This is a genomic window from Streptomyces sp. NPDC001890, assembly GCF_042891445.1.
Taxonomy (GTDB): Bacteria; Actinomycetota; Actinomycetes; order Streptomycetales; family Streptomycetaceae; genus Streptomyces.
This window is the reverse complement of sequence record NZ_JBIATE010000004.1, coordinates 167,806-186,561: the sequence shown is the minus strand read 5'-3', so window position 1 is coordinate 186,561 and position 18,756 is coordinate 167,806. Positions and strand designations below refer to the sequence as shown.

The 18,756-nt window shown below is 71.8% G+C and carries 17 protein-coding genes; 9 read left to right on the top strand and 8 right to left on the bottom strand.

The window, feature by feature from the left end; translation table 11 throughout:
* Positions 1-7: 7 nt before the first annotated feature.
* The gene (locus ACFYY1_RS15360; RefSeq protein WP_388585037.1) at positions 8-280 is read right to left on the bottom strand and encodes a DUF397 domain-containing protein; all 273 of its coding nucleotides are present in this window, start codon (positions 278-280) and stop codon (positions 8-10) included.
* The gene (locus tag ACFYY1_RS15355; protein WP_388585034.1) at positions 237-1,115 is read right to left on the bottom strand and encodes a helix-turn-helix domain-containing protein; all 879 of its coding nucleotides are present in this window, start codon (positions 1,113-1,115) and stop codon (positions 237-239) included. The genes ACFYY1_RS15360 and ACFYY1_RS15355 overlap by 44 nt, the downstream gene beginning before the upstream one ends.
* A 116-nt stretch (positions 1,116-1,231) precedes the next feature.
* Here ACFYY1_RS15355 and ACFYY1_RS15350 point away from each other — a divergent pair, with 116 nt between their 5' ends.
* Positions 1,232-1,453, top strand: a complete 222-nt coding sequence (locus ACFYY1_RS15350) for a hypothetical protein (protein WP_388585031.1) — start codon at positions 1,232-1,234, stop codon at positions 1,451-1,453.
* The gene (locus tag ACFYY1_RS15345) at positions 1,450-1,926 is read left to right on the top strand and encodes an ATP-binding protein (RefSeq protein ID WP_388585029.1); all 477 of its coding nucleotides are present in this window, start codon (positions 1,450-1,452) and stop codon (positions 1,924-1,926) included. The genes ACFYY1_RS15350 and ACFYY1_RS15345 overlap by 4 nt, the downstream gene beginning before the upstream one ends.
* Here ACFYY1_RS15345 and ACFYY1_RS15340 read toward each other — a convergent pair.
* The 4 genes from ACFYY1_RS15340 to ACFYY1_RS15325 all read right to left on the bottom strand — a co-directional run bounded on the left by ACFYY1_RS15340 (position 1,863) and on the right by ACFYY1_RS15325 (position 9,035).
* The gene (locus tag ACFYY1_RS15340) at positions 1,863-2,765 is read right to left on the bottom strand and encodes an RNA polymerase sigma-70 factor (RefSeq protein ID WP_356083144.1); all 903 of its coding nucleotides are present in this window, start codon (positions 2,763-2,765) and stop codon (positions 1,863-1,865) included. The two genes, ACFYY1_RS15345 and ACFYY1_RS15340, sit on opposite strands and share 64 nt — an antisense overlap.
* Before the next feature lie 41 nt (positions 2,766-2,806).
* Positions 2,807-3,964: an NAD(P)/FAD-dependent oxidoreductase gene (locus ACFYY1_RS15335; RefSeq protein ID WP_388585026.1), complete on the bottom strand. Its 1,158-nt coding sequence runs from the start codon at positions 3,962-3,964 to the stop codon at positions 2,807-2,809.
* Between the two features lie 87 nt (positions 3,965-4,051).
* Positions 4,052-5,629 carry a serine/threonine-protein kinase gene (locus ACFYY1_RS15330; protein ID WP_388585023.1) on the bottom strand — a complete coding sequence of 526 codons (1,578 nt, stop codon included), beginning with the start codon at positions 5,627-5,629 and terminating at the stop codon, positions 4,052-4,054.
* A gap of 115 nt (positions 5,630-5,744) precedes the next feature.
* Positions 5,745-9,035 (bottom strand): S41 family peptidase, encoded by a 3,291-nt coding sequence (locus ACFYY1_RS15325; protein WP_388585020.1) that lies wholly within the window; start codon positions 9,033-9,035, stop codon positions 5,745-5,747.
* 190 nt (positions 9,036-9,225) lie between these two features.
* On the opposite strand from ACFYY1_RS15325, the gene ACFYY1_RS15320 reads away from it, so the two are divergent.
* The gene (locus ACFYY1_RS15320) at positions 9,226-9,798 is read left to right on the top strand and encodes a TetR/AcrR family transcriptional regulator (RefSeq protein WP_388585017.1); all 573 of its coding nucleotides are present in this window, start codon (positions 9,226-9,228) and stop codon (positions 9,796-9,798) included.
* A 248-nt stretch (positions 9,799-10,046) separates the two neighbouring features.
* A complete protein-coding gene (locus ACFYY1_RS15315; RefSeq protein ID WP_388585014.1) occupies positions 10,047-12,299 on the top strand; it encodes an MMPL family transporter in 2,253 nt (750 codons plus the stop codon).
* Between the two features lie 166 nt (positions 12,300-12,465).
* Here ACFYY1_RS15315 and ACFYY1_RS15310 read toward each other — a convergent pair whose 3' ends face one another.
* Positions 12,466-12,816 carry an SsgA family sporulation/cell division regulator gene (locus tag ACFYY1_RS15310; protein ID WP_388585012.1) on the bottom strand — a complete coding sequence of 117 codons (351 nt, stop codon included), beginning with the start codon at positions 12,814-12,816 and terminating at the stop codon, positions 12,466-12,468.
* A 244-nt stretch (positions 12,817-13,060) separates the two neighbouring features.
* Between ACFYY1_RS15310 and ACFYY1_RS15305 the strand changes: the two genes are divergently transcribed.
* From ACFYY1_RS15305 to ACFYY1_RS15285, 5 genes are all read left to right on the top strand, one after another.
* A complete protein-coding gene (locus ACFYY1_RS15305; protein ID WP_388585009.1) occupies positions 13,061-14,113 on the top strand; it encodes an energy-coupling factor ABC transporter permease in 1,053 nt (350 codons plus the stop codon).
* A gap of 1 nt (position 14,114) precedes the next feature.
* A complete protein-coding gene (gene cbiQ / locus ACFYY1_RS15300; RefSeq protein WP_388585006.1) occupies positions 14,115-14,876 on the top strand; it encodes a cobalt ECF transporter T component CbiQ in 762 nt (253 codons plus the stop codon).
* On the top strand, positions 14,873-15,649 hold the full coding sequence (locus tag ACFYY1_RS15295) for an energy-coupling factor ABC transporter ATP-binding protein (RefSeq protein ID WP_388585003.1): 777 nt from the start codon (positions 14,873-14,875) through the stop codon (positions 15,647-15,649). Before cbiQ ends, ACFYY1_RS15295 begins: the two co-directional genes overlap by 4 nt.
* A gap of 77 nt (positions 15,650-15,726) precedes the next feature.
* Positions 15,727-16,890 (top strand): serine hydrolase domain-containing protein, encoded by a 1,164-nt coding sequence (locus tag ACFYY1_RS15290; protein ID WP_388585512.1) that lies wholly within the window; start codon positions 15,727-15,729, stop codon positions 16,888-16,890.
* Entirely contained in the window at positions 16,887-17,687 is an 801-nt protein-coding gene (locus ACFYY1_RS15285; protein WP_388585001.1) for an SDR family NAD(P)-dependent oxidoreductase, read from the top strand. The genes ACFYY1_RS15290 and ACFYY1_RS15285 overlap by 4 nt, the downstream gene beginning before the upstream one ends.
* A 64-nt stretch (positions 17,688-17,751) precedes the next feature.
* Here the strand turns inward: ACFYY1_RS15285 and ACFYY1_RS15280 are convergent, their stop codons facing one another.
* Entirely contained in the window at positions 17,752-18,744 is a 993-nt protein-coding gene (locus ACFYY1_RS15280; RefSeq protein WP_388584999.1) for an Lrp/AsnC family transcriptional regulator, read from the bottom strand.
* Positions 18,745-18,756 lie beyond the last annotated feature (12 nt).

Genomic DNA, 18,756 nt, shown 5'->3' with positions numbered 1-18,756 from the left:
CCAGTGCTCAGGACGCCTTGACGGCCTCGACGAACGGCGTCCACGCGGACGCGGGGATGACGAGCACGGGTCCTTCGGGGCGCTTGGAGTCGCGTACGGGGACGAGGTCCTGGTGGCCGTCCGCGACTTCGAGGCAGTCGCCGCCGGAGGTGTTGCTGTGGCTGCTCTTGCGCCAGCGGGCGAATCCCTCGGCGACTTCCACGCAGTTGCCGCCCGAAGTGTTGCTGTAGCTGCTCCTACGCCAGGTAGCGGCGTTCAAGTCGATTTGGGTGCGCACCATTTCGGTAGTCCTCTGTTGCTTTTTCGATCATGGCGAGGGATTCCTCCGGAGACAGGGCGGCAGCCCGGAGGAGATCGTACGACCTCCGATACTGCTTCACGATCGTCGGATCGTCGATGGTGTTTCCGTGGTGCTGGCCCTCCGTGTAGAAGAGCGGGGGAGCATCCGGGAAGTCCAGCAGCATGGCGTTGTTCAGCATGAGCGTGTGCGCTCCCGTGTTCCACGGAAGGATCTGCGTAATGATCCGGCTTCTCCTGGTGAGAGCAGCGACGTGGTCGAGCTGCTCGGCCATCTCCTGTGGCGGCAGGATCGGCATCCACAGCAGCGACTCGGGGAGAACGGCCCAGTACTGCGGGGTCCGGTGGTTCTTCTCGAAGAGTTGTGCCCGTTCCAGTCGCGCATTGACCTTGGCGTCGATCTCTTCCGGCAGGTCTGGCGTCCGCTCGACGCGGAACAAGGCCCGCGCGTACGGCTCTGTCTGAAGCAGGCCGGGGAAGACTGTCGGAGACCATTCGTTGATGGTTTCGGCCTTCTTCTCGGTCTCCAGCACGCGCTCGAAGTAGCCCGCGTGCCCCTTGCGCCGGGCCTTCCGCACGTCCCCGCACCGCCGCCCGAAGAACCCGTCCGTCCCCAACACTCGGTCCACGTGCTGGGCCAGGTCCTCGGGCATCCGGCGGTGGCCGTGCTCGATCTCGCTCAGGTACGTGATGCCGTAGAAGCTGCCGTCCACCAGCTTCTCCAGGGTCAGGCCCGCCTCCTCCCGCTTGAAGCGGAGTTCCTTGCCGTAGAACTCCGGGACGCCCGCCGAGCCGTCGATCTCCTTGCGTGTGGCCACTGTTGACCGCCTTTCGCGCTGTGCCTTGTGGAGCGTGAAGTCCTTTCACGGTAGAGGTCGGTGCGGCAGCGTGTGAGGCGTTCGTCACAGTCAGCAACGAAAGGTGGACTTCCCCCATGGGCGACACGTACGGCCTCACCGGCCACGACATCGGTCCGGACATCGACGCGCTCCGTGACGCGCTTGCCGCGCACGGCATCACCCTGCCCTCGCTCGGTGTCGAACCGCTGACCTTCGCGGCGAGGGCGACCCGGCCGCCACTGGTCTCGCTCGGGAACTGCAATCTGGCGACCGCGCGCAGGATGGCCGAGGTGCTGCGTTCGGCGGCCGGGGGATGAGCCCGTTGCCGATCTCGGTGGACCTGCTCGCCGTGCCGAAGGCCGTACCGGAGATGCGGCGCACCCTGAGGGAGCGGTGCGGGGGCGTGGACTCGCCCGATCTGCTGCTCTGCGTCAGCGAGTTGCTGACCAATGTGATCGTGCATCTCGGGGAGGGGACGCCGGTCACGCTCCGGGTGAGCGGTACGCGTACCGGCAGGGTCAGGGTCGAACTCAGCGATCCCGAGCCGTGCGCCTGGCCCGCGTTGCGTACCGCGTCCGCCGGTGACGAGTCGGGGCGGGGTCTGGTGCTCGTGGACGCGTTGGCGCTGCGGTGGGGGATCGAGCAGGGGCCGTACGGGAAGACGGTCTGGTGCGAGCTGCGGGCCCCCGGTCCGTCCCCCGGCGGAGGACGGACCGGTGAAGGGGATCAGCGCAGGGTGAGCGGGGTCTCGGAGTCGACGCGGGTGAGCTTCTCCGGGTTGCGTACGTAGTAGAGGCCGGTGATGTGGGCGTCCTCGATCCGGAAGGCCACGACGCCGTCGATGACGCCGTCCAGGCGCAGCAGGAACGCCGGGTGCCCGTTGGCCAGGGTGGGGCTGATGGTGATCGTGGCGGTCTGCTTGCCGGCGCCGCCGACGAGGTAACGGGCCACCTTGTCGGCGCCGATGATCGGCCGTCGGGCGGCCTGCTTGATGCCGCCGCCGTCGCCGAGGAGGACCACGTCGGGGGCGAGCACGTCCAGGAGGCCCTGGAGGTCCCCGGTCTCCAGGGCGCGCCGGAACGAGTCCACCGCCGCCCGGGACACGCTCGCCGAGACCGCCGCACGGGGGCGGCGGGCGTCGACGTGGCGGCGGGCGCGGTGCGCGATCTGGCGGACGGCCGCCGGGGTCTTCTCGACGGCGGCGGCGATCTCGTCGTAGTCGACGGCGAAGACCTCGCGCAGCACGAACACGGCGCGTTCCGTCGGCGACAGGGTTTCCAGGACGAGCATCAGGGCCATCGACACGCTCTCGGCGAGCTCGACGTCCTCGGCCACGTCCGGCGCGGTGAGCACCGGTTCGGGAAGCCAGGGGCCGACGTACGCCTCCTTGCGGCGCGACAGCGTGCGCAGCCGGTTGAGGGACTGCCGGGTGGTGATCCGGACCAGATAGGCGCGCTGGTCCTGCACCTTTTCCAGGTCGACCTCGACCCATCGCAGCCAGGTCTCCTGGAGGACGTCCTCCGCGTCGGCCGCCGACCCGAGCATCTCGTAGGCGACGGTGAAGAGCAGGTTGCGATGGGCGACGAAAGCCTCGGTCGCCGGGTCGGTGGTGGCGTGGTCGTCGTTCACTTCTTGCCTCTCTTCGGAGCCCGGCTCGCGGCTCTGAGCTCTCAGGCCGTCTGTCCGGCGGGGGCAGGTGCCTTGGCGCGTTCGGCGCGCGGGCCGCTCTTGCGGGCCTCGTTCACCAGCTGCTTGACGGTGGCCTTGCAGACGATCTCCTTGAGCTTCGCACCGGGGCGGCCGCCCAGGTAAAGCGGGTTGGCGTGGTCGTCCATCGAGGCGAACTGGAAGATCCCGGTGCGGCGGCCCAGGCTCATGCACTGGCCGGCGAACCGCACCTTCAGGGGCGCGGGTTGCTCGCCCGCGATCCGGCTGAGCACCGTGCGGGCGGCGCGCGAACCCAGCTGGCCCGCGGCCTGGCAGCTCATCCGGAACGGCGCGTCGGCCGGTGCCGCCGCGTCCCCGGCCGCCACGATGCGCGGGTCGTCCACGCTCGTCAGGGTCTCGTCGGTGCGCAGGCGGCCCACGGCGTCGGTGCTCAGCCCGCTGCGGGCGGCCAGGTCCGGCACGCTGAATCCGGCGGCCCAGACGGTGACCCGGCTGGGGAGTTCGCGGCCGTCGTCGAGCCGCACGGCATCGGCGGTCACGGCAGCGACTCGCGCGCCGGGGCCCTCGATCACGGTCACGCCGAGCTCGGCGAGGGTCCGGGCGACCGCGCGGCGGCCCCGGGGGTGCAGGTACGGGCCGAGCTCCTCGCCGCAGACCAGGGTCACGGCCCGGCCCTCCTCGGCCAGTTCGGCGGCGGTCTCGATGCCGGTCGGGCCCGAGCCGACCACGGTCACCGGGGCCGTCGCGGGCGCGGCGTCGAGGGCCGGCCGCAGCCGCCGTGCCTCCTCCAGGGTGGCGATCGGGTGGGCGAACTCCGCCGCGCCGGGCACGTCCGGTACGGCGCTGCCGCTGCCCACCGCGTAGATCAGGTAGTCGTAGCCGACCGTCGAGCCGCCCGCCAGTTCCACGCCGCGCCCGGCCGCGTCGATCGTCGCCACGCTGTCGACCACCAGCCGGACGTTCCCGGCCAGGACGTCCGCGTAGTCGACGACGGCGTCATTGCTTCCACCGGCCAGTTGGTGGAGGCGGATGCGCTCGACGAAGTCGGGGCGCGGGTTGATCAGTGTCACGGTCAGGTCTGCCTGCTGGGCCAGCCGGTTGGCGGCGGTGACGCCCGCGTAACCTCCGCCGATCACGACCACGCCGGTGTTCTTGTTCATGGTGTCTGCGTCTCCGTCCGGTTCCGTTGCCTGCTTTTGGCATCAAGACACCGGGGGGTGCGGAGCTGTGACAGGGGGTGAGCCAGATCACTCCTGGCTCTGTGCGAGGTCCGCTCGGCGGGCGGCCGAGCGGGTCACGGACGCGCGGACGCAGTACAGCGCGATGGACAGGAGGGTCAGAGCCCCGGTGACCGGCTGAGGGTCGAAGACGTAGAGGCCCTGACCGGTTTTGTGAAGACCTGGCAGGCCCACCATGCCGTGGAACATCACGATGGCGTTGACTCCCACGAGCGCGTAGCCCACCTTGCGGGTCGGGCCTTTCGTGCGGGGCGTGAGCACCGCGGAGAACACCAGGAGACCTGTCAGGGACAGTACGGCCAGGGAGCTTCTGTCGAGCATCTCTTCGATCGAGTACTCGGCGATGTACGACGCGGCCGTCATGCCGTAGGCGGCGAACAGGGCTGTCGGCACGAGGAACCGGACGAGCTCCGCCGGTCCTGGGCCCAGCCTCCGGCCCGCCACCGGGAACTTCACATAGCCGACGAGCACCGCGGTCGCGAGGACGACCGCGACGGCGCCCGTGGCGATGTCCCGGCCGTCGCTGATGTCGTTGATGTTGATCACGGTCACGTAGGTGGCCGCCAGCACGATCAGGAGCCAGACCGAACTCGCGATCGCCGCTTTGACCGTGGCGGGGGTACCGGTTCGGGCGGGCGGCGGCGTCGGCGGCGGAGGAGGCGGGGCCACCGGGAGGGTCGGTGGCGCGGGCTCGGGGCCGCGCTCGGGCTCGGGCTCGGGATCAGGGTCGGGATCGGGCTCAGCGGCGCCGCTGAGCCGCCGCAGCGCCCGGGAGACCTCGGCGGCGGTCCCGTACCGCTCGGCCGGCTCCTTGCGCAGGAGGCGGAGGATGAGGTCGTCCCAGGCCCCGGGGATGCCCGTGGCCAACGAGCTGGGGGTAGGCGGCTCCTCGAGCAGGTGGGCCGTCAGATAGCCCACGGTGTCGGGGGCCAGGAACGGCCGTCGGCCCGTGACCAGTTCGAAGAGCAGGCAGCCCAGCGCGTACAGATCACTGGCCGGTTCCGGGTGGCCCCGGGCCTGTTCGGGCGCCATGTACGGGGGCGTGCCCACGATGAATCCGGTCCGGGTCAGGTGGTCGGAGGTCGCGCCGGGGTCGGCGGCCCGTGCGACACCGAAGTCGAGGACCTTCACCGTCCCGGCGGCGGTGATCATGATGTTGGACGGCTTGATGTCCCGGTGCAGGATGCCGTCCGCGTGCGCGTCGCCGAGCGCGTCGCAGATCGCGACGCCCCACCGGGCCGCCTCCGTCAGGGGGACGGGGCCCTCGCGCAGCCTGGCATCCAGGGTCGCGCCCTGGACCAACTCCATCACCAGGAAAGGGGCGTTGCCGCTCTCGGGGCCGCTCTCGCCGAGGTCGTGGACGGTGACGACGCCCGGGTGCTGGAGGCGGGCGGTGAGCCGTGCCTCGCGCAGGAACCGGGCGCGCGCCTCGCCGCCGCGGCTGCCGCCGCCGGCGAGCAGGGAGACCACCTTGACCGCCACCGGCCGGTGCAGGGTCTCGTCCCGCGCCTCCCAGACCTCCCCCATGCCGCCCTCGCCGAGCTGCCGCACCAACCGGTAGCGGTTTCCCAGGAGTTGATCGCGCACCAAGCCCCTCCCTCGCCCTGACGACCGACCGACCGACCCTCGATCATGCCACCCGTCCCGCAGCGGCGTGGGCGGTACGTGCGACACGAGCCAGGGCCTGTCGGCCGGACAGCGCCTAGCGCGGTGGCAGTGGCGGGCGTCGCCGGTCCGGGACGTCGTCGTACGTCGGCGGGGTCGCGGCCGGCTGGGCGGCCAGCAGGTCCAGGGCCACCTGTACCGCGTCGTCGAGCACCGCGTACCGTCCCTCCGCCCAGTCCAGGGGGGTGCGCAGCGCCTCCAGGTCCGGTTCCACGCCGTGGTTCTCGACCGACCAGCCGTAGGTGTCGAACCAGGCCGCGTTCATCGGCACCGTGATCACCGTGCCGTCACCCAGCCGGGTCCGGCCGGTCATGCCGACCACGCCGCCCCAGGTCCGCTGGCCCACCACCGGACCGAGCTTCAGCAGGCGGAACGCGGCGGTGATCATGTCGCCGTCGGAGGACGTCGCCTCGTCGGCCAGGGCGACCACGGGGCCGCGCGGGGCGTTGGAGGCGTAGCTGACGGGCTGGGCGTTGCGGGTCAGGTCCCAGCCGAGGATGGTGCGGGTCAGCTTCTCGACGACCAGCTCGCTGATGTGGCCGCCCGCGTTGCCGCGCACGTCGACGATCAGGGCCGGGCGGGACACCTCCATGCGCAGGTCCCGGTTGAACTGTGCCCAGCCCGATCCGCCCATGTCGGGGATGTGCAGGTAGCCGCACTTGCCGCCGCTCAGCTCCCGTACGACGTCCCGGCGTTTGGCCACCCAGTCCTGGTAGCGCAGCGGCCGTTCGTCGACCAGCGGTACGACGGCGACCCGGCGGGCGGGGCCCTCGCCCCCGGCCGGACGGAAGGTGAGCTCGACGGTGGTGCCGCCCGCCGCGGTGAGGAGCGGGTAGGGGCCGGCCACCGGGTCGACGGGGCGGCCGTCGACATGGGTGAGGACCGCGCCCTCCCGGATGCCCGTACCGGCCAGCGGGGAACGGGCCTTGGAGTCGGAGGAGTCGCCGGGCAGGATGCGCCGGATCATCCACTCGCCGTCCCGGCACACCAGGTTCGCGCCGAGCAGGCCGATCGCCCGCTGGTAGTGCGGCGGGCCCTCGTTGCGGCGGGCCGGGGTCACGTACGCGTGCGAGGTGCCCAGCTCGCCCAGGACCTCGCGCATCAGGTCGGCGAACTCGTCGGGGGAGGCGACCCGTTCGACCAGCGGGCGGTACTGGTCGAGCACCGCCGTCCAGTCGATGCCGCACATGTCCGGGTCCCAGAAGTAGGAGCGGATGATGCGGCCGCCCTCCTCGTACGCCTGCCGCCACTCCGCCGCCGGGTCGACCTCGTGCAGGATGCGGCGCAGGTCCAGGTAGACGGTGGTGTCGCTGTCGCCGGGTTCGGTGGCGGGGACGGCGCGCAGCTCGCCCTCGTCCATGACGACCAGCCGGGTCGCGTCGCCGCTGACCGCGAACCAGTCGAGGTGGCCGACCAGTTCGGTCTTCCGGGCCTTGGTGATGTTGAAGTGTTCGAGGGTGGGGCGGCCCGACATGTCCGCCGGGTTGGCGAAGGTCTCGCCGAGCGCGCCGGAGATCGGCCAGCGCAGCCAGACCAGCCCGCCGCCGCTCACCGGGTGCAGGGCCGAGTACTTGGACGCGGAGACCGGGAAGGGCGTCACCCGGCTCTCCAGGCCCTCGAACTCGACGGTCACCGTCGACGGGCCCTCGCCCGTGCCGAGGTCGGCGGCATCGTCGGCCGGGTCGAGACCGCCCGCCGCCGGACGGCCCTCGGGGGAGAGGGCGAACGGGGAGGGCGTGGCGGAGGAGAGCGGCACCAGGTACGGGCGGCAGCCCAGCGGGAAGGAGAGGTCGCCGGTGTGGACGTCGTACACCGGGTCGAAGCCGCGCCAGGACAGGAAGGCGAGATAGCGGCCGTCGCCCGTGAAGACCGGGTTCTCGTCCTCGAAGCGGCCGTTGGTGACGTCGACGATCACGGGCGCCCCGGTACCCAGGATGCGGGCCAGCTTGATCTGGCGCAGCGAGCGGCCGATGCCGGGGTGCGACCAGGTCAGCCAGGCGCCGTCCGGGGAGAACGCCAGGTCGCGGACCGGGCCGTTGATGGAGCGGATCAGCTCGACGGGCGCGGCGGCGGAGATCTCCTCGCTGGTGTCCAGGAGCAGCAGCCGCCCGTCGTTCGTCGCGATGGCGAGGCGTTCGCCGTCCGGGTCGGCGATCAGCTCCTGCACCCGGCCGAGCTGCCCGGAGGCCAGCCGGCGCGGCGCGCGGTCGCCACTGGCCCGCGGCAGGTACGCGATCTCGATGGCGTCCTCGCCGTCGGCGTCGGTGACGTACGCGACCTGGCCGACGCTGCCGAGCATCTCGGGCAGCCGGACCCGGACGCCCGGGGTGTCGGCGATGGTGCGGGCCGGGCCGTCGCGGTGGGTGAGCCAGTACAGGCTGCCGCGCACGGTGACGGCGCTGGCCCGGCCCGTCTCGTCCACGGAGAGCGAGTCGACGTTGCTGGCGGCCGGGACCTGGTGGATGCGCCGCCCGGTGCGCGGCCCGCCGAGCAGGACCTCCAGCTTGCGCGGCACCGCGTCCGGCGAGGCCAGGTCGTCCACCAGCCACAGGTCGCCCGCGCACTGGTAGACGACCCGGTGCCCGTCGCTGGAGGCGTGCCGGGCGTAGAAGGCGTCGTGGTCGGTGTGGCGGCGCAGGTCGGTGCCGTCGGGGTGGCAGGAGTAGAGGTTGCCGACGCCCTCGTGGTCGGAGAGGAAGGCGATCCGGCCGCCGACGAACATGGGCGAGGCGAGATGGCCGCCGATGTCGGGGAGCAGCCGCTTGCCGTGCAGCCAGAGCCGGCCCATCGCGCCGCCCCGGTACCGCTTCCAGGCGGCCGGTTCGTGCGGCGGGGTGCCGGTGAGCAGCAGGGTGCGCCGTTCGCCGTCGACGTCGGCGACCGCGATGTCGGAGACCGGGCCCCAGGGCAGCTTGCCGCCGGGGCTGCCGTCGGTGGGGACGCTGTAGGCCCAGGAGACGTGCGAGAACGGCTGGCTGTGCGAGGACACGGCGAGGATGTGGGCGGCGTCCGGGGGATCGGGGGTCCAGCCGCAGACCCGGGTGTCCGTCGAGCCCCAGTAGGTGAGTCGGCGGGCCGGGCCGCCGTCCACCGGCGCGAGATGGATCTCGGGATCCAGGGTGCGCCAGGTCGTGTACGCGATGCGGCTCCCGTCGGGGGAGAAGCGCGGGTGGCTGACCCGGGTCCGGTCGATGGTCAGCCGCCAGGCGCGGCCGGGCCGCTCCCCCTCGGGCGCGAGGGGGGCGACCCAGAGGTCGTCCTCGGCCGCGAAGCAGAGCAGGTCGTCGTGGAGGTGCGGGAAACGGAGATACGCGACGTCGTCACTCACCCTCCAATGCTTTCCGCGCGGGGAGGCCCCGGCAACTCGTGGTGGCGCATCGGCTGTGGTGCGGAACACCAGCGAAACGATTTCGTTTCGCTGGGAGGGTGGGGTACGGTCGAGGTGTACGAAACAGTTTCGTTCGATTGACTGACGTACGAGTGACAGCAGTACGAGCATCCGAACAGGAGGTCGGCACATGGCCCGCACCCGGCTCACACCCGAGCGCGAGGGCGAGCTGTACGACGCCGTGCTCGACCTGCTCCGCGAGGTCGGTTACGACGCCCTGACCATGGACGCCGTCGCCGCCCGCACCCGTTCCAGCAAGGCCACCCTCTACCGCCAGTGGGGGAGCAAGCCGGAGCTGGTCGTCAAGGCCCTGCGGCACAACAAGCCGGTCTCCCTCTCGGAGATCGACACCGGATCGCTGAAAGGCGACTTCCACGCCGTACTGAGCCGTACCGACGACTGCCAGATGGAGAAGGACTCCGCGCTGATGCGGGGCCTGAGCCATGCCGTCCACGAGAATCCCGATCTGCACCAGGCGCTGCGGGAGCTGCTGGTCGAGCCGGAGATCACCGGCCTCGACCAACTGCTGCGCCGGGCCGTGGACCGGGGCGAGGTGCGTCCGGACAATCCGGCGCTGAAATACGTACCGCACATGCTGATCGGCGCTTTCGCCGCCCGGCAGCTGGTCGAGGACTGCTCCGTCGACCAGGCGTTTCTCATCGACTACGTGGACTCCGTGATTCTCCCTTCCCTCGGAGTCTGAGCCCCGGGCCGCCCCGCGCGGCCCGGCCCCTTCGTACGGCCCCCTCCGTACGGCCTTCCGTGCGGTCCCCTCCGTGCGGCCTCCGTGCGGTCCCCTCCGTGCGGCCTCCGTGCGGTCCCCTCCGTGCGGCCTCCGTGCGGTCCTTCCGTACGGGCCCTCCCCAAGCCCTACCTGACACGCCGCTCTCGTCGTCGGGCTGGTTCCTCACGCCCTTTTCCACTCACGACCTGACCCGGGAGTACCCCTCCGTGGCCACATTCCTCTACAAGCTCGGACGGCTTGCCTTCCGGCGCCGCCGCTATGTCGCCCTGATCTGGGTGGCACTGCTGGCGCTCGCCGGATTCGGCGCGGCCTCCGCGTCCACCGCCACCTCAAGCTCCTTCTCGATTCCGGGTACGGAGGCGCAGCGCGCCTTCGACCTGCTGGAACAGCGCTTCCCCGGGGCCAGTGCCGACGGTGCGAGCGCCCGGGTCGTCTTCAAGGCCCCCGGCGACGAGAAGATGACCGACCCGGCGAACAAGGCCGAGGTCGGCAAGGTCATCGGCGAGCTGAAGTCGGGCTCCGACCAGGTCGCCTCGGTCACCGACCCGTACACCGCCGGCGCCGTCAGCAAGAACGGCTCCACGGCGTACGTCTCGGTCTCCTACAAGGTCAGCTCGATGGAGCTGACCGACGAGACCCGTGAGGCCCTGGAGGACGCGGGCCACGCGGCGCAGAAGAGCGGGATGACCGTGGAGATCGGCGGTGACGCGCTCATGGTGATCCCGGAGACCGGGATCACCGAGGTCATCGGTGTCGCCATCGCCGCGGTGGTGCTGGTCATCACCTTCGGCTCGCTGATCGCCGCCGGGCTGCCGCTGCTCACCGCCCTGATCGGGGTCGGCATCGGAGTCTCGACGATCACCGCGCTGGCGAACGTGCTGGACCTGGGCTCCACCACCTCCACCCTCGCGATGATGATCGGCCTCGCGGTCGGCATCGACTACGCGCTGTTCATCGTCTCCCGCTACCGCGCTGAGCTGGCCGAGGGCCGGGAGCACGAGGAAGCGGCCGGACGGGCCGTCGGCACGGCCGGTTCCGCAGTCGTCTTCGCCGGTCTCACCGTCGTCATCGCGCTGGTCGGCCTCGCCGTCGTGAACATCCCGATGCTGTCGAAGATGGGCTACGCCGCGGCCGGTACGGTCGCCATCGCCGTACTCATCGCGCTCACCCTGGTCCCGGCGCTGCTGGGCTTCGCGGGCAAGCGGGTCATGGGACGCAAGGCGCGCAAGGCCACCGAGGCGCAGGCCGGGGCCGGGACCCCGGGCGGGTCCAAGACCTCGGGCGGGGCCGAGGGCAAGCCGAACATGGGCACCCGCTGGGCGCGGTTCGTGCTCCGCAAGCCGGTGTGGGTGCTGCTGGTCGGCGTCATCGGCCTCGGCACGGTCGCCGTACCGGCCGCGTCCCTGGAGATGGGCCTGCCCGACGACGGCTCCCAGCCCACCAGCACCACTCAGCGGCGCGCCTACGACCTGCTCTCCGAGGGCTTCGGCCCCGGCTTCAACGGGCCGCTGATGGTCGTCGTCGACACTGCGGACAGCTCCGACGGCAAGGCCGCCGCCCAGCAGGTCTCGGACGAGATCTCCGGCATCAAGGGCGTCGCAGCCGTCACCCCGGCCCAGTTCAACAAGGCCGGCGACACCGCGATGATCACCGTCGTCCCGAAGGACCGGCCGAGCTCCGTCGACACGGAGAACGTGGTCCACTCGATCCGGGACGCGGGCAAGGACATCAAGTCCGACACCGGGGCCGAGGTCCTGGTCACCGGGTCCACCGCGATGAACATCGACTTCTCGCAGAAGATGAACGACGCGCTGCTGCCCTACCTGGCACTCGTCGTCGGCCTGGCCTTCCTGCTCCTGATGGTGGTCTTCCGCTCGGTGCTCGTGCCGCTGAAGGCGGCCCTGGGCTTCCTGCTCTCGGTCGTAGCGGCCCTGGGTGCGGTCGTCGCGGTCTTCCAGTGGGGCTGGCTCGGCTCGCTCTTCGGGGTGGAGCAGACCGGTCCGATCATGTCGATGATGCCGATCTTCATGGTGGGCGTGGTCTTCGGCCTCGCGATGGACTACGAGGTCTTCCTCGTGACCCGGATGCGTGAGGCGTACGTCCACGGCGAGAAGCCCGGCCAGGCGATCGTCACCGGGTTCCGGCACGGCGCCCGGGTCGTCACGGCCGCGGCCGTGATCATGATGGCGGTGTTCTCCGGCTTCATCGGCTCCAGCGAGCAGATGGTCAAGATGATCGGCTTCTCGCTCGCCATTGCCGTCTTCTTCGACGCGTTCGTGGTCCGGATGGCGATCGTGCCCGCGGTCCTGGCCCTGCTCGGCCACCGCGCCTGGTCGCTGCCGCGCTGGCTGGACCGGATCCTGCCGAACGTGGACGTGGAGGGCGAGGGGCTGCGCGAGCAGCTCGACGAGGTGCCCGGCGGTGACACCGGGGGCGAGCGCGAGCTGACCCGGGTCTGAGCCGAGCGGCAAGAGCCTCCGGGGTCCGCACCTGAGCGGAGCGCGGCCCCGGAAGCGCCGGTTACCTGTGGGGACGGGGGACCGGGGTGATGACGGAAGCCCCCGTGCGGGCCAGTGGCCGGCACGGGGGCTTCCGCCATGCGGGTTTCCGCCGGGCGGGCTTCCGTCAGGCGTGCGCGGGGGGCTTGGTGTTCCCGGCGTGCGTACGGTGCAGGAAGCGGATCAGCGGCGCGCTGTCGAACTGCACCACCTCGACGCCGTCCGCCGAGTGGTTCTCCACGACCAGCTGCGTCCGTCCGCAGGGCCACACGCGGATGCCGCCGCGCTCGGTGGGGGCCCGCAGCCCGCCCTCCAGCAGATCGCGGCCGAACGCCCAGTCGTCGCCGCCGGGGAAGGAGACGTGGACGGTTCGCGGGTCCTTGTCGGCGTCGTACAGCAGGTCGACCGGGACGGCCGGGAGGTCGTCGGTGTCGTTGACGAGCCAGGCCTCTGCCTGCTCATGGATCACGGGGGGCATGGGACGACTCCTCCTGTGCGTAATGCTTCGCCATCCAATGTCCCATATTTCCGTCAAGGGGCACGGCGGGTGGTCCTGACAGGCAGTTGTGACGCAGCCGCTCTTGCGAAGCCTTCGCAACAAGGTCCTATCATTGAGCGGTTCACGACATCGCCCATGTCGTCATCGTCGTCGTCACCGCCATCGATATCGCCATCGTCATCGTCCGCAGCGACGCCAGGACCGCAGGAAGCGGAGCCCCTCCATGCATGTACCCGACGGATTCATCAACGCGCCCGTCTCCGCCGCCGCCGGAGTCGTCGCCGCGGGTGCGGTCGCCGTCAGCCTGCGGGGTGCCCGGCGGGAACTGGACGAGCGCACCGCGCCGCTCGCCGGTCTCGTCGCCGCGTTCATCTTCGCCGTGCAGATGCTGAACTTCCCGGTCGCGGCCGGCACCAGCGGGCATCTGCTGGGCGGGGCGCTGGCCGCGATCCTGGTCGGGCCGTACACCGGCGTGCTCTGCGTGACCGTCGTCCTGCTCATGCAGGGCATCCTCTTCGCCGACGGCGGCCTCACCGCGCTCGGCGTGAACGTGCTCGACATGGGCATCGTGACCACCGTCGTCGCGTACGCCCTCTTCCGAGGGCTGCTCGGGGTGCTGCCGAGGACCCGCCGCTCCGTGACCGTCGCCTCCTTCGTCGCCGCCCTGGTCTCCGTACCGGCCGCGGCCTGCGCCTTCACGCTGATCTACTGGATCGGCGGCACCACCGACATCCCGATCGGCAAGGTCTTCACCGCGATGGCCGGGGTCCACGTCCTGATCGGCATCGGCGAGGCCGTGATCACCGCGCTGACCGTCGGCGCCGTCATCGCCGTACGCCCCGACCTGGTGCACGGCGCCCGCGGGCTCACCTCCTCGCTCAAGCTCCGGGTCGACGGCGAACTCGTCGACGCCCCCGCCCAGCAGCCGGCCGCCGCCCCGGCCGCCGCCCGCTCCCACCGGCGGATCTGGGCCGCCGGCCTGGTCACCGCCCTCGTCCTGGCGGGCTTCGTCTCCTACTACGCCTCCGCGAACCCGGACGGCCTGGAGAAGGTCGCCGCCGACCAGGGCATCGACAAGAAGACCGAGGAGCACGCGGCCAAGGACTCCCCGCTCGCCGACTACGGCGTCAAGGACGTCTCCGACGCCCGGCTCTCCGGCGGCCTCGCCGGAGTGATCGGCGTCGGCGCCACCATCGTGGTCGGCAGCGGAGTCTTCTACGTGCTCCGCCGCCGCCGCACCCCGGACGCCCCCGCGCCCGAGAAGGAATCCGTCTGACATGGGCGCCGGTCACGCGCACAAGCTCTACCGGCACGGCCACTCGCCGGTCCACGACCTGCCGCCGCACTGCAAGATCGCCGCCGCCTTCTGCTTCGTCGTGGTCGTCGTCTCGACGCCGCGCGAGTCGATGTGGGCGTTCGCGCTGTACGCGGCGCTGCTCGGCGCGGTCACCGCGTTCGCCCGCATCCCGGCGGGCTTCCTGCTCAAGCGGCTGCTCATCGAGGTGCCGTTCGTCGCGTTCGCGCTGCTCATGCCGTTCGTGGTGCCCGGCGAGCAGACCCACGTACTCGGCCTCTCCGTCAGCGTCCCCGGCCTCTGGGGCGCCTGGAACGTCCTCGCCAAGGGCACCCTCGGCGTCGCCGCGTCCGTGCTCCTGGCCTCCACCACCGAACTGCGCTCGCTGCTGCTCGGCCTCCAGCGGCTCAAGCTTCCGCCGCTGCTCGTCCAGATCGCCTCCTTCATGATCCGGTACGGCGACGTGATCACCGACGAGATGCGCCGGATGTCCATCGCCCGCCGCTCCCGAGGCTTCGAGGCGCGCGGCGTACGCCAGTGGGGTGTGCTGGCCAAGTCGGCGGGCGCCCTGTTCATCCGGACCTACGAGCGCGGCGAACGCGTCCACCTCGCGATGGTCAGCCGCGGCTACGCCGGCTCCATGCCGGTCATCGACGAGGTGACCGCCTCCCGGACCCAGTGGGCGTACGCCGCCGTACTCCCCTTGCTCGCCCTCGCCGTCTGTCTGCTGGGATGGACCCTATGAGTCAGCTCTCCGCCCCCGCGCCGTCCCTGGAAGTCAGCGGCCTCGCCTACGCCTACCCCGACGGCCACCAGGCGCTCTTCGGGGTGGACCTCACGGTCGCCCGGGGCGAGCGGGTCGCCCTGCTCGGCCCCAACGGCGCCGGCAAGACCACCCTCGTGCTCCACCTCAACGGCATCCTCGACGCCGGGGCGGGCACCGTCCGGGTCGCGGGCCTCCCCGTCGAGAAGCGCAACCTCGCCGAGATCCGCCGCCGCGTCGGCATCGTCTTCCAGGACCCCGACGACCAGCTCTTCATGCCCACCGTCCGCGAGGACGTCGCCTTCGGCCCGGCCGCCTCCGGGCTGCGCGGCGCCGAACTGGAGGAACGCGTCACCGAGGCGCTGAAGCAGGTCGGCATGGCGGAGTACGCGAACCGGCCGCCGCACCACCTCTCCTTCGGCCAGCGCCGCCGCGTCGCCGTCGCCACCGTCCTCGCCATGCGGCCGGAGATCCTCGTCCTGGACGAACCGTCCTCCAACCTGGACCCGGCCTCGCGACGCGAGCTCGCCGACATCCTGCGGTCGCTGGACGTCACCGTCCTCATGGTCACCCACGACCTGCCGTACGCCCTGGAGCTCTGCACGCGCGCGGTGATCCTCAGCGAGGGCGTCATCGCCGCCGACGACCGCACCCAGGACCTGCTCTGCGACGAGAAGGTGATGCGCGAGCACCGTCTGGAGCTGCCCTTCGGCTTCGACCCGCGCTCCGTCACGCCGGATGTTCCGCGACTGTGAACATGAGGTGACCCGCCATACCCGTGACCTGCGACGGGATGCACCATGGGGGGATGAGCGGGAGCGCAGGAGCAGGCGTGGACGTACGGGGCACGGTGGCGCCCGGATTCGAACCGGTCCGGGATGCTTTCATCCGTAATTTCGAGCAGCGCGGCGAACGCGGCGCGGCCGTCGCGGTCTACCGGGACGGGCACAAGGTCGTCGACCTCTGGGCCGGTACGAGAGATGTCGACGGTGTCGAACCCTGGGCAGTCGACACCGTGCAGATCGTCCGCTCGGCGGGCAAGGGCATCGCCGCCGCCGTACCGCTGCTGCTGCACCAGCGCGGCCAGCTCGACCTGGACGCCCCGGTCGGCACGTACTGGCCGGAGTTCAAGGCGGCCGGCAAGGAACGCGTACTCGTGCGCCACCTCCTCTCCCACCGGGCCGGCATCCCCGCGCTCGACTGCCCGCTGACCCCCTCCGAAGCGGCCGACGGGACCAGCGGACCGCAGGCCGTCGCCGCCCAGCGCCCCCAGTGGGAGCCCGGCACCGACCACGGCTACCACGCCCAGACCTACAGCTGGCTCATCGGCGAACTGGTGCGCCGGGTCACCGGCCGCACCGTCGGCCGCTGGATCGCCGAGGAGATCGCCCGCCCGCTCGGCCTGGACTTCTGGTTCGGCCTCCCGGCGGACGAGGCGCACCGGGTGGGCCGGGTCGGCCCGGTCGAACCGCCCGCCGCCCCGGGCGACGGCGGCGTCCTGCGCCTGCGCCCCAAGCGCTCCGTCAGCGAGGCCTACCGCGACCCGCAGTCCCTCACCCGCCGCGCCTTCGGGGCCATCGACCCGCTCCCCGACGAGAACGACCCCGGCTACCGTGCGGCCGAACTCCCCGCCTCCAACGGCATCGCCACCGCCCGCGCCCTGGCCCGCTGCTACGCCGCGATGATCGGCCCGGTCGACGGCCACCGCCTGTTCGCCCCCGCCACCCTCACCCTGGCCCGCACCGAGGAGTCGGCGGGCCCCGACCGGGTCCTGGTCGTCAACACCCGCTTCGGCCTCGGCTACATGCTGCACGGCCCGGCGGCCCCGCTGCTCGCCCCCGGCTCGTTCGGCCACCCCGGCCGGGGCGGCTCGCTCGGGTTCGCCGACCCCGAATCCGGCATCGCCCTGGGCTATGTGACGAACGGTCTGCAGAAGGGAGTCACCGCCGATCCCCGTGCCCAGGCCCTGGTCAGGGCAGTACGGTCGGCGATATGACTCCTCAAGGCTCTGCTGGTTCACGGTTCGACGGATACGGCGTACTCATCACCGGTGCGGGCCGGGGCATCGGCGCGGCCACGGCCCGCCGGCTGGCCTCGGAGGGCGCCCGCGTCCTGGTCACCGACCTGGACGGCGACCGCGCGGAGCGCACCGCCGCCGCGATACGCGAGGCGGGCGGCGCCGCCGAGTCGCTGCCCTGCGACGTGGCCGACCGGGCGGCGGTCGAGGCGGCCGTGGCCCACGCCGTCGCCGCCTTCGGCTCCCTGGACGTGCTGGTGAACAACGCGTACTCCTGCTCCACCGACGTCCCGCTCTTCGAGGACGAGCCGGACGAGGCGTGGCAGCGCGACCTGGACATCACCCTCACCGGCCCCTACCGCTGTGCCCGCGCCGCCCTCCCGCACCTGGTGGCCTCCGGCCGGGGCGCGATCGTCAACATCGGTTCGGTCAACGGCGAGCAGGACTTCGGCAACCACGGCTACAGCGCCGCCAAGGCGGGCCTGGCCGGCCTGACCCGCACCCTGGCCGGCCACGCGGGCCCGCGCGGCGTACGCGTCAACCTGGTCGCTCCCGGCACCGTCCGTACGGACGCCTGGGCGGGCCGCGACGCCGAACTGGCCCGGGTGAGCGCCCTGTACCCGCTCGGCCGGGTCGGCGAGCCGGAGGACATCGCGTCCGCCGTCGCCTTTCTCGCCTCGCGCGACGCGGCCTGGATCACCGGGACGACGCTGCGCGTGGACGGCGGCCTGACGGCGACGAACTACGGGTTCCGGGACGCGGTTTCAGGCGCCTGACCGATGCGCGCCCGGTCGGCCCCGGGCCCGGTCGGCCCCGCTCCAGGTCCGCCCCGCGCCCGTGTCAGGCGAGCGCGGGGTGGATGAGCCGCCCGTTGAGGATGAGGGAGGCGGCCTGCTTGAGACGGCGCACGCGCACACTGATCTCGTAGCCCCTGATGCCCTCGGTACGGGCCAGGCGGCCGCTGAGGTAGCGGTAGAAGTCCGGGGTGTCCTTGCAGATGACCACGGCCATGATGTTGTGCTTGCCGCTGATGGCCGCGGCGAAGGCGCACTCGTCGTGCCCGCTGAGCTCCTCGCCGATCTCGTGGAGCCGGGGCAGGTCGACCTGGAGCCAGAGCGTGGCGTTGAGCTCGTAGCCGAGGCGTTCGGGCACGGTGTCGATGTCGTAGACCAGCGAGCCGGTCGCTTCGAGGGCCTCCAGCCGGCGGGCCACGCGCGGCTTGGACCAGCCGGTGGCCTCCGCGAGCCGGGTGTGGGAGGCGCGGCCGTCCTCCGCCAGCGCTTCGAGGAGCGGGCGGTCCTCCTCGGTCGGGGTGAGCGGGGGCCCGGTGGGGGTGGGGCGCTCCGCGGTCAGCAGCCGCACCTGCTCGTCGGTGAGCGAGCCCTCCCGCCCGGTCCAGCCGGCTGTGTCCGGGGAACCGAAGGCGTGGACGAGCAGGTCGACGTTCAGGTCGAGGACCGAGGCCGCCCGGGGGAGCTGGCGCAGCAGCACGTCGTCGCGGGTGGTCCCGGTGGGCGAACGGATGATGCAGATGATCTCCGAACCGCCCGACGCGATGCTCGTGTACGCGACCTCCGGCCTGCGGGCCAGGGAATCCGCGAGGGGCCCCACGGCGTCCGGGCGGCAGCGCAGCCGCGCGACCCACTCGGACCGGCCGTGGGCGGCCGGGCTGCTCAGCCCGACGACGCGGACGACGCCGCTACGGCGCAGGGCGCCGTAGCGGCGCGCCACGGTCTGCTCGGACACCCCGACGACCTCGCCGAGGCGGCGGAAGGAGACCCGCGGCGAGCAGTTCAGCCCATGGATGATTTTTCGGTCCAGATCGTCAGGCATGGAGGAATCGTC

What these genes read in the sequence shown, in the direction of transcription:
- ACFYY1_RS15285 (WP_388585001.1), top strand. Translation starts at nt 16,887, where the DNA reads ATGACTCCTCAAGGCTCTGCTGGTTCACGGTTCGACGGATACGGCGTA.
- ACFYY1_RS15305 (WP_388585009.1), top strand. Translation starts at nt 13,061, where the DNA reads ATGCATGTACCCGACGGATTCATCAACGCGCCCGTCTCCGCCGCCGCC.
- ACFYY1_RS15345 (WP_388585029.1), top strand. Translation starts at nt 1,450, where the DNA reads ATGAGCCCGTTGCCGATCTCGGTGGACCTGCTCGCCGTGCCGAAGGCC.
- ACFYY1_RS15310 (WP_388585012.1), bottom strand. Translation starts at nt 12,816, where the DNA reads ATGCCCCCCGTGATCCATGAGCAGGCAGAGGCCTGGCTCGTCAACGAC.
- ACFYY1_RS15280 (WP_388584999.1), bottom strand. Translation starts at nt 18,744, where the DNA reads ATGCCTGACGATCTGGACCGAAAAATCATCCATGGGCTGAACTGCTCG.
- cbiQ (WP_388585006.1), top strand. Translation starts at nt 14,115, where the DNA reads ATGGGCGCCGGTCACGCGCACAAGCTCTACCGGCACGGCCACTCGCCG.
- ACFYY1_RS15335 (WP_388585026.1), bottom strand. Translation starts at nt 3,964, where the DNA reads ATGAACAAGAACACCGGCGTGGTCGTGATCGGCGGAGGTTACGCGGGC.
- ACFYY1_RS15350 (WP_388585031.1), top strand. Translation starts at nt 1,232, where the DNA reads ATGGGCGACACGTACGGCCTCACCGGCCACGACATCGGTCCGGACATC.
- ACFYY1_RS15360 (WP_388585037.1), bottom strand. Translation starts at nt 280, where the DNA reads ATGGTGCGCACCCAAATCGACTTGAACGCCGCTACCTGGCGTAGGAGC.
- ACFYY1_RS15320 (WP_388585017.1), top strand. Translation starts at nt 9,226, where the DNA reads ATGGCCCGCACCCGGCTCACACCCGAGCGCGAGGGCGAGCTGTACGAC.
- ACFYY1_RS15295 (WP_388585003.1), top strand. Translation starts at nt 14,873, where the DNA reads ATGAGTCAGCTCTCCGCCCCCGCGCCGTCCCTGGAAGTCAGCGGCCTC.